Consider the following 12,851-nt stretch of genomic DNA (forward strand, 5'->3'; position numbering starts at 1 on the left):
CACTGGTTGAAACCGATCAAATATCGGGGCCGCGAAAGCCGCCATGCGAGGGTCGGAACCAATCTTCGCGTCCGTCCGACCTGCGGATCTGCGCCGTGACGATCGTGGATGAGCTCCGCCAGCGGTTGGCCCCCATGGGCTGGGCGCTGGCGGAGTTGGACGAGGACGACTTTGCGGGCTTCACCCGGCGGTATGACGCGGAGCTCTCCTTCGAACTGGGCGTGAGCCTCCCACCCCAGGACCGGGGCCTGTCGCTCAACCCGACGGTGGGGGTCAAGCACGCCGAGGTCGCCCGGCTCAGCGCCCAGTTTCTGGAGGTCTCGACCGGTGCATGCATGGTGGGCACGACGATCGACACGCTGATGCGGAAGGCGGAACCACCCGCCGACAGCAATGGGCGCTGGACGGTGCGCCATGCGGGGGACGCGCTGGAGGAAGCGGTCGCCGCCGAACGGGTGGTCGAGGACCTGTTCACCTACGGTGAGCCGTTCCTGGCAGCGCGGTCGAGTCTCGGGGACCTCATCGCCGAGGTGACCGCAGGTCCGAGAAACCAGATGGATGAGGCAAACCTCGCGATTGCCCATGCCCTGCGCAGTGACATGGCCGAGGCCGAGCGGGCATTGGCGGCGGTCGAGCGCCCGGCGACGCCGTTGCTGGCCGGGGGAGTGGCCGAGAGATTTGTCGAGGCTTTCCGTCGCCATTTCCACCTGACCTAGCTATTTCCACCTGACCTGACGTGAGTGGTGCCGGAGCATCGGGGAGGACGTGATGGGCATGATCATGAGTCGGTGGCGGCTGATGTCGGGCGGGTTGGCCGTCGCGGTCGTGGTGACGCTCGAGGTTGGAGCGGGCGGTGTGCAGGCCTGAGGAACCGGTGCATGTCTCGGCGGGGGCGGCGGTGGTCGAGGGTCGGTACATCGTGTCGTTGAAGGGTACGGCGGGGCCGTCTGTCCAGTCAGCCGCAGGGGCGGTTGCCTCCCGGTACGGCGGTCGGGTGGAGCGGACGTACCAGCGGGCTTTGAACGGGTTCGTGTTGACCGCGACGGAGGCGCAGGCCCGGCGGCTCGCGGCCGACCCGCAGGTGGAGCGGGTGGAGGCCGACTCGGTTGTTTCGGGCGCGGAAACGCGCTACTACCCGCTGTGGAATCTGGACCGGGTCGATCAGCGTTCGTCGGTGCTGGATGATGAGTTTCGCTATCCGGATCAGGCCGGGGCTGGGGTGACCGCGTACATCATGGACACCGGTATCCGGACCAGCCACAGCCAGTTTGGCGGGCGTGCCACGGTGGGGTTCGACGCGATCGATGACGGCTGGAATGGGCAGGACTGCAACGAGCAGGGGCACGGCACCCACGTGGCCGGCACCGTGGGTGGGGCCACCTACGGCATGGCGAACCAGGTCAACCTGGTCTCGGTGCGGGTGCTCGCCTGTAACAACCTCGGCCTGACCAGCCAGATCATCGCCGGTGTCGACTGGATAACGCAGAACGCGCAGCGTCCGGCCGTGGTGAACATGAGCCTCGGCGGTGGGGAGTCGCCGACGATGGAGATTGCGGTGGCAAACTCGATCGCCTCGGGCATCACCTATGTGGTGGCAGCGGGAAACAAGGAGCAGGACGCCTGCAACTTCAGCCCGGCCGGGGTACCGGCGGCGATCACGGTCGGAGCGAGCAACCCGATGGCGGAACGGGCCACCGGTTGGGGCGGGACCGACACCGGCTCGAACTGGGGCACCTGTGTCGACCTGTTCGCACCTGGCGAAATTCGTGATTCTCGACTTCGTCTGTGTCATCGCTAATCGGTACGGCGTCGAGAGCCGTGCCTGGGCTTGATGCGCGGCTCCGACCTGGCGAACAGGGTGGGCCCCGGCCCTGCCGCGGCGGCGACGGACCGGGGTCCTGACTGATCGGTTCGCATCTTCTCCACCGTCTCCGTCACCGGCCGGACCGGGACCGCCCGGTCCGGCCGGTGACGGCGTCCCGTGGTGGAAAGCGCGGCGGGTTGCCGTTGAACCTCCAATTTTTTCGGAGAAAGAACTAACGCCTGGGGCGATTGATATTGTTTGCCCGAAAATCTGCGATATCTCCCTTGTCTCCCGCTGACGCCCTCGTTAACCCTCCTTGACCTGTAGCTGCTGCTGGTCCCAGGGGTCGAGACACGATCGTGACTTGACGCTAATAGTTCGTTCGGCATAGGAAGAAAGTGTGAGCAACGTGGCCATCCCACCGACCAGCCCGGTAAGCCGAGAGCGGTCGATGCAGATCAAGCGGCAGTCGGTGATCAGCGCCGCCCGCCAGGTCCGGCTGCTCTCGCGTGCCGAGCTGACCAAGCTGACCGGCCTGAGCCCGGCCACCCTCACCCCGCTCGTCCGCGACCTGATCGCGGAGGGATACCTCATCGAGCGCGGCCCCGGCACCTCCCGGGCCGGTCGGCCGCGCGCCATGCTGGAGTTCAACCCGCGCGCCGAACTGGTCGCCGCCGTCTCGCTGGAGCCCGGCCGGATCAGCTGTGAGATCGCGGACAGTGACGGAGCGGTGATTGCCCACCGCACCGCCCGATTGGGCGGAGACATCGAGGACACGGTCTGCCGGTTCATCCCGGAATTGGTCGGCGAGTCCCTACCCGCGCTCCGGGGCGTAGCCATCGCCGCCCCGGGTGTCTCCTCCGGGGGCGCGGTACGGTTGGCCCCCTCGGTCGGACTGGTCGAGGGGCGGCCGATCGGGGAGTCCGTCCAGCGCCGGCTCGGTATTCCGGTGGTGGTGGACAACGACGTCAACCTGATGGCCGCCGGGGAGCACGCCGCCGGGGCCGGTACGGACGTCGCCGACCTGCTCCTGTTGCACGTTGCCGACGGCATCGGTGCCGGACTGGTCCTCGACGGTCGGGTCCGTCGGGGAGCCGCCGGGGCCGCTGGCGAGGTGGGTTTCCTCCCGCTGGACCCTGCCGACCGGGGGCGCGACGGGGTGGGCGCCTTCGAGGCCCGCTGGTCGGAGAACGCCATAGCCGAGCGGATGGTGGCGCTGCGACCCGGCCGCCGTCCGGAAGCGCCGGTACGGTCACTGATCGAGTTGGCACACACCGACCAGGACGCGGCGGGTTACCTCGACGAGGTGCTCACCGCGTGGGCCCGGCTGATCGTCTCGTGCGTGTGCGTGATCGACCCCGGACGAGTCCTGCTCAGCGGGGCGGCGGCCCAGCTCGACGACGCCGCCGTCGACCGCGTACAGGCGCTCGTCACCGAGATCGCGCCGGCGACGACCGAGGTACGTCGAGCGGTGCTCGGCGACCGGGCGGTGCTGCACGGCGCGGTCAGCTACGCCCTCTCCGCCGCCGCCGGTGGCCTACCGAACCTGGTCCCGCTGCCCTGATCCACCGAAGCCCGGACGGCAACCCCGGACCACAAGACCCTGAACCGTTCCTCATCCGAATTCGCAAGATTCTCTTCCCCCGGAGGTATACCCAATGAAGCGTCGCCTCGCTCTTGCCGGAGCACTCGCGGCGGTGCTCGCCGCCACCACGGCATGTGGTGGTGGCGGGAGTGACAACGCCGCCTCGGATACCGAGAAGCTGGTCATCTACACCGCACGTGACAAGAAGGTCGCCGACTACACCGTCGAGCAGTTCACCGCCAAGTACCCCGAGTACAAGGGCAAGGTCGAGGTGCTGAACCTCGGTGCCCAGGAGATCCTGGAGCGGGTCCGGGCGGAGAAGGCCAACCCGCAGGCCGACGTCTGGTGGGGCGGCACCCAGCAGGCGCTCAGCTCCGGCGCCTCGGAGGATCTGCTCGCCGCCTGGCAGCCGACCTTCGCCGGCAAGATGGACGCCCAGTACAAGGACGCCGAGGGCCGCTGGTACGGAGAGATCCTGCTGCCCGAGGTGATCATGTACAACAACAAGGCGCTCACCGCCGACGAGGCGCCGAAGGACTGGGACGACCTGCTCGACCCGAAGTGGAAAGACAAGGTCATCATCCGCGACGTGGCGGCCTCCGGCACCATGCGGTCGATCTACGCCTCGATGATCCAGCGTCAGTCCGCTGACGGCAGCAACCCGCAGCCCGGCTACGACTGGCTCAAGAAGCTCGACGCCAACACCGGCACCTACGCGGCCAACCCGACCGACCTCTACCTGAAGATGTCGCGTCAGCAGGGGCTGCTCAGCGCCTGGAACCTCCAGGACATCCTGCTCCAGGCCAACCAGTCGAAGATGCCGTTCGACTACGTGATGCCGGCCTCGGGCGCCCCGGTGCTGGTCGACGGGCTCGCCGCGGTCAAGGGCGGCAACACCGAAGGCGCGCAGAAGTTCATCGAGTTCCTCTTCGACGACAAGCTCCGTGCCGACCTGGCCCGGGACTACTTCCAGATCCCGGCCGTGGACATCGCCGAGAAGCCGGAGTGGCTGACCAAGCTCAACCTCAAGCCGATGAACGTCGACTGGAACGTCATCGCCAAGCACGAGACCGAGTGGATCAACCACTGGAACTCCCAGATCAAGAACAAGGGCTGACGTCAACGACCTGGGTCGCCGGTCGGTAGTCGACGGGTCGACCGGTCACGGCACCGGACCGGGCCCCGCACCAGGGCCCGGTCCGGATCCGGATGGAGGAAGGAACCTCATGATCGATGTCACGCTGGAGTCGGTGAGCAAGCGCTTCGCGCGCACCGGCGACACCGCAGCGGTCGACGATGTCGACATCAACATCGCCGCCGGCGAGTTCTTCACCCTGCTCGGCCCGAGCGGCTGCGGCAAGACCACCACCCTGCGCATGGTGGCCGGGTTCTACTTCCCCACCTCGGGTCGGATCCGGTTCGGCGACGAAGACGTCACCCGCAAACCGCCGAACAAGCGCGACACCGGCATGGTGTTCCAGAACTACGCCCTGTTCCCCCACATGTCGGTGGCGCAGAACGTGGCGTACGGGCTGAAGATCCGCAAGGTCGGTCGGGCGGACGCCCAGCGGCGGATCGCCGAGGCGCTCGACCAGGTGCACCTCGGCGGCTACGGCACCCGCCGGATCGACGAACTCTCCGGCGGTCAGCAGCAGCGGGTCGCCCTGGCCCGGGCCCTGGTGATTCGGCCGCGCACCCTGCTGCTCGACGAGCCGCTGTCCAACCTCGACGCCAAGCTGCGCGAGGAGACCCGAGTGGAGATCCGGCGCATCCAGCGCGAGGCCGGGATCACCTCCATCTACGTCACCCACGACCAGTCCGAGGCGATGGCGATGTCGGACCGGATCGCGGTGATGGAGTCCGGCCGGGTGCAGCAGATCGGCTCGCCGCAGGAGATCTACCACCGGCCGGCGAACACCTTCGTCGCCCGGTTCATCGGGCGCAGCAACGTACTCTCCCTGCCGGTGGTCGCGGCCACCGCGACCACGGTCGACGTACGGCTGCCCGGCGGCGGTAGCCAGATCACCGTGGCCGGACCGCAGGGGCACGGCCTGACCGAGGGGTCCACCGCCCTGGTCTCGGTCCGACCGGAGCACATCGGGCTCTGCGCGGCGACCGAGGAAGGGGCGTTGACCGCCCGGGTCACCGAGCTGGAGTTCACCGGCATGGCCACCAACCTGATCGTCGAGGTCGAAGGCGAGTCCGAGGGCGTGATGGTCGCGGCTGTCGAGGTGCCCGCCGGACTCGGCGTGGGCGACCAGATCGGCCTGCGGCTCAACCCCGCCCGGATGTGGGTGGTCCGCCCGTGACCGCCACCCCGACGACGTCGACCTCCCCGGGCACCGGCCTGACCGGTGCCCCCGGCCCGGCGCGCTCCCGTCGGGACGAGGGTCGGTCCCGGTTCACCGACCGGTTCCGGGGCGGTACGAGTTCCAACTGGTTCCCGTACGTGCTGGTGCTCCCACTGGCCCTGGTGCTCTGGGGGTACGTGGTCCAGCCGATGCTGGCCACCTTCCTGGAGAGCGTCAACACCGACGGGGCCGACAACTACACCAGCTTCCTCTCCGGCGACGGCGTCGCCCGCTCCTCGCTGGTCACCTCGCTGGTCATCTCGGCGGCCAGCGTCCTGCTCTGCGGCATCGTCGGCGTGGCGATGGCGTTCCTGCTCAAGCGCTTCTCCTTCCCCGGCCGCAAGCTGATCGAGGCGATCATCCTGGTGCCGGCGGCGCTGCCCCCGCTGATCGGCGCGATCTCGTTCCAGCTGCTCTACAGCGAGACCGGCATCCTGCCCCGGGGCCTCCAGCAACTGTTCGGTACGGAGAGCCCGGTGCTGCCGTTCAGCGGCATCGCCGGGGTGCTGATCGTGCACACCTTCACCATGTACCCGTTCTTCTACCTCTCCGCCTCGGCCGCGCTGGCCGGGATGGACCCGTCGGTGGAGGAGGCGGCGTACAACCTGGGTGCCGGTCGGGTCCGGGTCTGGCGCACCGTCCTGCTGCCGATGCTCACCCCGGCGCTGGTCTCCGCCTCGCTGCTGGTCTTCATGACGTCGCTGGCGTCGTACACCGCCCCGCTGCTGTTCGGGGTGGACCAGACGATGACCATGCAGATCTACATCAACCGCACCAACGGTGACCTGCCGATGGCCTCCACCTACGCCTCGGTGCTCGGCGTGGTGTCGGTGCTGTTCCTGCTCGGCATGCGCTGGTACGAGGGACGGCGCAGCTACCGCTCGCAGTCCAAGGGGGTCGCCGCGCACCGTCGCGAGGTGACCAACCCGTTCGGTCGCTGGCTGGCGCTGGCCGGTTCGCTGCTGGCCACCGTGGTGCTGCTCGCCCCGGTGGCGACCATCGCGCTGGTGGCCTTCTCGGCCGACGGCTCGTGGACCACCGAGGTGGTGCCGAGCGCGTACACCACCGAGAACTTCAAGACGATCTTCACCGAGCCGAAGGCGTTCGAGCCGATCCTCAACTCGTTGCAGATGAGCCTGCTCGCCACCGTCGCCTGCGTCGTCTTCGGTGTGCTCATCGCGTACGCCGTGCGGCGACTGCGGTTCTTCGGCCGCGGCCTGCTCGACGTGGCGGTCATGCTGGCCTGGGCGCTGCCCGGCACCGTCGTCGCGATCAACCTGATCTCGGCGTTCAGCACCGGCAACGCGTTCAGCTTCGGACAGGTGCTGGTCGGCACCTTCTGGATCATGCCGCTGGCGTACTTCGTCCGGTTCCTGCCGCTGGTCTTCCGATCCAGCAACGCGGCGCTGGCCCAGCTCGATCCGTCGCTGGAGGAGGCCGCCCGTAACCTCGGTGCCTCCTGGTGGCGGGCGTTCCGTACGGTCACCCTGCGGCTGATGCTGCCGGGCGTGCTCGCCGGTGCGCTGCTCGCCTTCGTCAACGGCGTCGGTGAGTTCGTCGCCTCGGTGCTGATCTACACCTCCTCCACCGCGCCGATCTCCGTCGAGATCAACAACCGGATGTACTCCTTCGAGATCGGCACCGCAGCCGCGTACGGCATGCTCCAGGTAGTGCTGATCTTCGTGGTGATGGTGGTATCCGGCCGGCTGGAGGGCGGTAACCGGTCGGCGAAGGAGGCGGCCAAGTGGACGAACTGAACAGCGAGGCCGGTCGGATCGACGGCGGCCAGGCCGCCGGCCGGATCGACGGCGGCCCAGCCGTGGACCCGAATGGCCGGATCGGGGGCGGCCTGGCTGTCGACCTGGCGGCCTGGCGGGCCGGCGGTGGGCTCTTCCCGATCACCCGGGTGCCCGGATGCGAGCTGCCGGCGGTGGCCGAGGCGGCCGACTTCGCCGTCCTGCCGGTCGGGGCCGTCGAATGGCACGGCCCGCACCTGCCGCTGGGCAGCGACCTGATCCTCGCCGAGGGATTCGCCGGGGAGAGCGCGGTCACGGGCGGTCCGCGCGGGGTGCTCTTCCCGGCCGTGCCGTACGCTGCCTGCCCCGGGCAGACCCGGCCCTGGCCGGGGACCGTGTCCATCCGGCCCGAGGTCGCGGTCGGTTACCTCAGCGACGTGATCGAGGGCATCGTCGCCGCCGGGTTCACCCGACTGCTCGTGGTCAACGGGCACGACGCCAACATGTCCACCGTCCGTGCGGCGATGGAATGGGTCTCCGGCCGGCGACTCGCCAGCCTGCTGCTGGTCAACTGGTTCCAACTGGTCACCCCGGCGGAGACCACCGAGATCTACGGCGAACCGCCGGCGAGGGGGCACGGCGGCGCGTACGAGACCTCGGGAGTGCTCGGCTTCGACCCCGGCGCGGTACGCCTCGACGCCACCACCGACCTGCCACCGAAGCCCAAACTGCCGGTCGCCCACCCGTACGTGCTGATCGAGTCCCGGCCCAACCCGTGGGAGGGCTGGTCCGGACACGTCTCGCTGGCCAGCGAGACGGCCGGTCGGCGGGTACGGGAATTGGCCGGGACACGGCTACGCGAGACCGTCGACGCCTGGGTGGCCGCCCCGCTACCTGGCCCACCCGAGGGGGCGGCATGACCGCCGACCACGGGCTGGACGTCGTCGACTTCCACCTGCACTTCCAGATCGGCGTGGACGAGACCATCCGGGCCGGGGAACACGCCGCCGGCATGCACCCCGGCGACGAGCACGACCGGGCGGTACGCGCCGCCGCCGTCGCCCCGTACGCGAAGCGGTGGCGGCGGGACTGGGGCTTCCCGGACCCGGCGCCGGCCGCCCCGCGTTGGCAGGACGAGGCCGACCGGTGGATCGGGGAGTTGGACGCCAACGGCATCCGGCAGGCAGTCTTCGTCACCGCCGGGGGCAACGACAGGATGGCCCAACTGGTCGCCCGCCATCCGGACCGGTTCCTCGGCTTCGCCCACCACGACCCGTTCGCGCCGGACGCGGCCGGTGAGCTGGAGCGGGCGGTGACCGAACTCGGGCTGCGTGGCTGGAAGCTCTTCGCACCGCTGCTGCGCGGGCCACTGGACGACCCGACCCTTGATCCGGTCTGGGCGACCGCCCAGCGGCTGGGCGTCCCAGTCCTGGTCCACGTCGGACACTACGGCAGCGCTGGCGGGCTCTCGTCCAGCCCGTACGACAGCCCCCACCACCTGGCCCGGGTCGCCCGACGCTTCCCGGAACTGCCCTTCGTGGTGCCGCACTTCGGCGTCCAGCACGTGCAGGAACTGCTCTTTTCCGCCTGGGGCTGCCCCAACATCCACATCGACACGTCCGGCTCCAACCAGTGGGTGCGCTGGATGCCGTACCGGCTGACACTGACCGATCTGTTCCAGCGCTGCTACGAGACGATCGGCCCCGAGCGGATCATCTTCGGCAGCGACTCGTCCTGGTTCCCGCGCGGCTACGTCCGCCCCTACCTGGACGAACAGCTACGCATCTGCCGGGAACTGCGGATACCGGACGCCGACCTACGCGCGATCTTCTCCGGAAACGCCGAACGGCTGCTGAGGCTCACCGGCTGAGCCCCACCGGCGCAGCCGGCTGAGTCGCGCCAGCCGAGGCCGGGTGGCCACCACACCGCTCGGCGCAACGAGGGAAACGAGGATTAGCCATGAAGACACCGTCGCTGACCACGTACCAACGGCACCACCTGCGCCCGACGTACGACCACCACGTGTCGTACCTCTTCGGACCGATGGTGCGGGCCAGCCAGGCCCACGTGGTGATGCTGACCGAACAGGGGCTGATCCCGGCCGAGCGGGGGGCCCGGCTGCTCGGCGGGCTCCGCGAGCTGGCCGCCGACACCGGCACCCCGCCGGAGTACGACGGCAGCTTTGAGGACGTCTACTACCTGGTGGAGAAGCGGCTCGCCGAGGCGTGTGGCATCCCCACCTCGCAGCTCGACGTACAGCTTGCCCGCAGCCGTAACGACCTGGACGCGGGTGTGTTCCGGATGGTGCTGCGCGAGCAGCTGCTCCGGGTCGTCGACCGGGTGCTGGCCACCGGCGCGACCGCGCTGGAGCGCGCCGACCGGTACGCCGACGTGGTCATCACCGGCTACACCCACCGCCGGCCCGCCCAGCCCACCACCATCGGGCACGCCCTGGCCGGGTACGCCGAGGCGCTGGCCGGTGAGGCCGTCGCCTACGCCGACCTGCTCGACCAGCTCAACCAGTCGCCGCTGGGCTCGTGTGCCTTCGCCGGAACCGACCTGGACATCAACCCGGCCCGGATCGCCGAACTACTCGGCTTCGCCGGCCTGGTGACCAACTCCTACGAGGCGGTGGCAGGGGCCGACCACCTGGTCCGGGTCGCCACACTCAACGCCCAGGCGCTGGCCACCGGGGCCCGGTTGGCCCGGACCCTGATGGACTGGCTGACCTGGCGCTGGGTGGTCACCCCGGGTGACTTCACCCAGGGCAGCAGCATCATGCCGCAGAAGCGCAACCCGGTGGTGCTGGAACACCTGGTCTCGATGGCGGGTGCCGAGGCGGCCGACGCCGCGTCGGTGCTCAACAACGTCGGGGCGGCCTGGTGGGAGGACTCCAACAACGCCACCACCGACGTGCAGGTCCGGCTCTGGGACAGCGACGACCGGGCCGAACGCTTCTTCGCCCTGCTCGGTGGCTTCCTCGCCGAGCTGGAGCCGCTGGAGCCGCCGACCAACGCGGAGATCGTCCGGTCCGGGGCCACCACGACCGCCGCCGCCGACGCGCTGACCCGACACGGTGTACCGTTCCGGGCCGCGCACTCGGTGGTCGGTCGGCTGGTGCGCGGTGGCGCACCCGACGAGTGGACCCCGGCCGACGTCCGGGCCGCCGCCGAGGCGGTCGGGATCACCGAGTCGCTCGACGACGCGGCGATCACCGACCTCATCGCCGCCGCGGTACGCCCGGAACTCGTGCTCGACCGGGCCCAGGCCGACGGTCCGGGGGCGACGGCAGTCCGGGCGCAGGTGGCTGTCGTACGTGGCACCTTCGACACGGTGGCCGAGCGGGTCGCCGCCCTGCGGGAGCGGATGGCCGGCGCAGACCGGAAGCTGGACCAGCTGGTCGCCGGGCGGGCCGTGACCGATCGGGCCGGCCAGTGAACCTGCGTTCGGTGGCCGGTAGTCCGCCCGGCCAGCGCCTGCCGGACGGAGAGTCGGACCAGCGGCTGCTCGGCATCGACTTCGGCGGCACCAAGATGGCGGTCGGGGTGGCCGACCTGCACGGTCGGCGGCTGTACTCCGAGCGGGTGCCGACGTACGCCGAGCGGGGTGCGGAACAGGCGCTGGAGCGGGCGCTGGACCTCGCCGCCACGCTGGTCCTGCGGGCCGGTGGGCGGCTGGTCGCGGCCGGAATCGCCTCGCCCGGCGTGATCCGCGACGACGGGATCGACCTCGCGCCGAACGTGCCCGGGTGGGAGCGGCTGCGCCTGGCCGACGCGGTCCGGGACCGGTTCGGTGTGTCCCGGGTGGCGGTCGCCAACGACCTGAACGCGGCGGCCCTGGCCGAACTGCGCCTCGGCGCGTTGCGGGACGCCGACCCGGGGCTTGTCGTCGGGCTCGGCACCGGGGTCGCGGCGGCGGTCACCGTACGGGGTGAGGTGGTGGCTGGGTTCCGGGGCGCGGCCGGCGAGATCGCGTACGCGGTCGCCGGGCCGACCTGGCCGGAGCCGGCGGATTCGTCCGGCCCGGTGGAGCCGGCGGCGATGCTGGAGGCGGCCTTCGCCGGACGTGCGCTGGACCAGCTCGCCGAGCGACTGGGCATCGCCGGGGGAGCGGCAGGGCTCTGCGCCGCCGCCGAACTACCCGGTACGGCCCGGGACGCGCTGCTCGCCCGGGTTGACGAGTTGGCCCGACACCTGGCCACCTGTCATCTGCTGCTCGACCCGCAGCGGGTGGTCCTGGTTGGCGGGGTGGCCCGCAGCGACCTGATCCGTAGCCTGCTGACCGACCGCCTCCGGCAGGTGCTGCCGCATCCGCCGGAGATCGTGCTCTCCAGTTTCGCCGACGACGCCGCGCTGCTGGGCGCCGTGGCCATGGCCCGCGAGGCGCTACCGGTCGGCTGATAGATCCGGCCTATGCCGTGCTATCGGTCGACCGGTCACCCGGTGAGGTCGACGCTCTGCTTCGCCAGCAGGTACGCCGGAAGCATCTCCTCGAACTCCTGGGTGTCCAGCGCGGCAGTGGTGGTGGGTGCGTCTTGTTGCCCTGTCGTACTTGGCTGATTGGTTCGACGGTTCGACGGGTGATGGCGGCGGCGGCTTTCAGGTGGTCAAGCGAGGTTTCCAGTACGGCAGCGAGCAGACCCAGCCAGAAGCTGCCTGGGATGCGTTGTTGACGTTCCCATCGGGAGATTTCGTTTCTGGTGACGGTGGGCAGGCCGGCCGCGATACAGAGCTGTTCGGCCAGTTCGGGTTGACTCCAGCCGTGGGCTCGCCGTAGCTGGGTGAGGGTGGGGCCGAGGGGGGTCGAGTGGGTAGAGCGGTTCGGTGACAGCATCGAACTTCTTCAGATGGACGTTGCTGGACAGCGGGTGGTGGGCACCCGTACCAGCACGTTTGTTCGCGGGAAGGTGTTGGCACGGGTGCCCGGGGCCTGCCGGCCGGGCAGGTGGAGCGTGTCCTGGGCCTGATAGCCATGACGGATAAACGCTGCGGGTCGGGGACCAGCCAGGTTGCCACCGGGAGTTGCTCGACGGCAGCGGTGACCAGTTCGGTGATGGGGTCGATCTCCCGGTACCGGGCGCGGCGTACCGGTCTCTGGCCGTTCACAACTGGGTTTCCGTGCGGGTGGGCCGGTCGATGGCTGTGGGGCGCATCCACGTCTGACCGTAGGCATCCTGGACCAGACGACGCGGGTTGGTGAGTGAAACAAGGGCCATAGGTTTACCCTCGTCATCGTCGAGAAGCGTAGGAGCAGCACGAACTGGTCAGCAGCCCAGCAAGGGGCAAGCATCAGTGCGACATGCGGTCCAAAGGTCGGGTATCTGCCTACCGACAAGGAGGCAACGTGAGCAGGACATCGCCGGATCGAATCCGAGA

At 69.7% G+C, this 12,851-nt stretch carries 11 protein-coding genes; 10 read left to right on the forward strand and 1 reads right to left on the reverse strand.

From position 1 onward, the window contains the following. The first annotated feature begins 134 nt into the window (after positions 1–134). The 10 genes from FHR38_RS22785 (at position 135) to FHR38_RS22830 (ending at position 11,876) form a co-directional block, all read left to right on the forward strand. Positions 135–716: a hypothetical protein gene (locus tag FHR38_RS22785; RefSeq protein WP_184536588.1), complete on the forward strand. Its 582-nt coding sequence runs from the start codon at positions 135–137 to the stop codon at positions 714–716. Positions 717–853: 137 nt separating this feature from the next. Continuing rightward, positions 854–1,798, forward strand: a complete 945-nt coding sequence (locus FHR38_RS22790) for a S8 family peptidase (protein WP_184536589.1) — start codon at positions 854–856, stop codon at positions 1,796–1,798. A gap of 406 nt (positions 1,799–2,204) precedes the next feature. After that, positions 2,205–3,368: an ROK family protein gene (locus tag FHR38_RS22795; RefSeq protein ID WP_184536590.1), complete on the forward strand. Its 1,164-nt coding sequence runs from the start codon at positions 2,205–2,207 to the stop codon at positions 3,366–3,368. Between the two features lie 94 nt (positions 3,369–3,462). Continuing rightward, on the forward strand, positions 3,463–4,506 hold the full coding sequence (locus FHR38_RS22800) for an extracellular solute-binding protein (RefSeq protein WP_184536591.1): 1,044 nt from the start codon (positions 3,463–3,465) through the stop codon (positions 4,504–4,506). Between the two features lie 109 nt (positions 4,507–4,615). Further along, positions 4,616–5,698: an ABC transporter ATP-binding protein gene (locus tag FHR38_RS22805; RefSeq protein ID WP_184536592.1), complete on the forward strand. Its 1,083-nt coding sequence runs from the start codon at positions 4,616–4,618 to the stop codon at positions 5,696–5,698. Next, positions 5,695–7,497 carry an ABC transporter permease gene (locus tag FHR38_RS22810; protein WP_312882348.1) on the forward strand — a complete coding sequence of 601 codons (1,803 nt, stop codon included), beginning with the start codon at positions 5,695–5,697 and terminating at the stop codon, positions 7,495–7,497. Before FHR38_RS22805 ends, FHR38_RS22810 begins: the two co-directional genes overlap by 4 nt. Continuing rightward, the gene (locus FHR38_RS22815) at positions 7,485–8,396 is read left to right on the forward strand and encodes a creatininase family protein (protein WP_312882349.1); all 912 of its coding nucleotides are present in this window, start codon (positions 7,485–7,487) and stop codon (positions 8,394–8,396) included. The genes FHR38_RS22810 and FHR38_RS22815 overlap by 13 nt, the downstream gene beginning before the upstream one ends. Next, positions 8,393–9,346 carry an amidohydrolase family protein gene (locus FHR38_RS22820; RefSeq protein WP_184536593.1) on the forward strand — a complete coding sequence of 318 codons (954 nt, stop codon included), beginning with the start codon at positions 8,393–8,395 and terminating at the stop codon, positions 9,344–9,346. Before FHR38_RS22815 ends, FHR38_RS22820 begins: the two co-directional genes overlap by 4 nt. Positions 9,347–9,435: 89 nt before the next feature. After that, positions 9,436–10,914 carry an argininosuccinate lyase gene (locus tag FHR38_RS22825; RefSeq protein ID WP_184536594.1) on the forward strand — a complete coding sequence of 493 codons (1,479 nt, stop codon included), beginning with the start codon at positions 9,436–9,438 and terminating at the stop codon, positions 10,912–10,914. A gap of 11 nt (positions 10,915–10,925) precedes the next feature. Beyond that, on the forward strand, positions 10,926–11,876 hold the full coding sequence (locus tag FHR38_RS22830; RefSeq protein ID WP_312882350.1) for an ROK family protein: 951 nt from the start codon (positions 10,926–10,928) through the stop codon (positions 11,874–11,876). Between the two features lie 10 nt (positions 11,877–11,886). Here FHR38_RS22830 and FHR38_RS33605 read toward each other — a convergent pair whose 3' ends face one another. Next, positions 11,887–12,309, reverse strand: coding sequence for a helix-turn-helix domain-containing protein (locus FHR38_RS33605; RefSeq protein ID WP_184536595.1), 423 nt, complete (start codon positions 12,307–12,309; stop codon positions 11,887–11,889). Positions 12,310–12,851 lie beyond the last annotated feature (542 nt).

The organism is Micromonospora polyrhachis, from assembly GCF_014203835.1.
Lineage (GTDB): Bacteria > Actinomycetota > Actinomycetes > Mycobacteriales > Micromonosporaceae > Micromonospora_H > Micromonospora_H polyrhachis.

What these genes read in the sequence shown, in the direction of transcription:
- FHR38_RS22785 (WP_184536588.1), top strand. Translation starts at nt 135, where the DNA reads ATGGGCTGGGCGCTGGCGGAGTTGGACGAGGACGACTTTGCGGGCTTC.
- FHR38_RS22800 (WP_184536591.1), top strand. Translation starts at nt 3,463, where the DNA reads ATGAAGCGTCGCCTCGCTCTTGCCGGAGCACTCGCGGCGGTGCTCGCC.
- FHR38_RS22805 (WP_184536592.1), top strand. Translation starts at nt 4,616, where the DNA reads ATGATCGATGTCACGCTGGAGTCGGTGAGCAAGCGCTTCGCGCGCACC.
- FHR38_RS22820 (WP_184536593.1), top strand. Translation starts at nt 8,393, where the DNA reads ATGACCGCCGACCACGGGCTGGACGTCGTCGACTTCCACCTGCACTTC.
- FHR38_RS22825 (WP_184536594.1), top strand. Translation starts at nt 9,436, where the DNA reads ATGAAGACACCGTCGCTGACCACGTACCAACGGCACCACCTGCGCCCG.
- FHR38_RS33605 (WP_184536595.1), bottom strand. Translation starts at nt 12,309, where the DNA reads ATGCTGTCACCGAACCGCTCTACCCACTCGACCCCCCTCGGCCCCACC.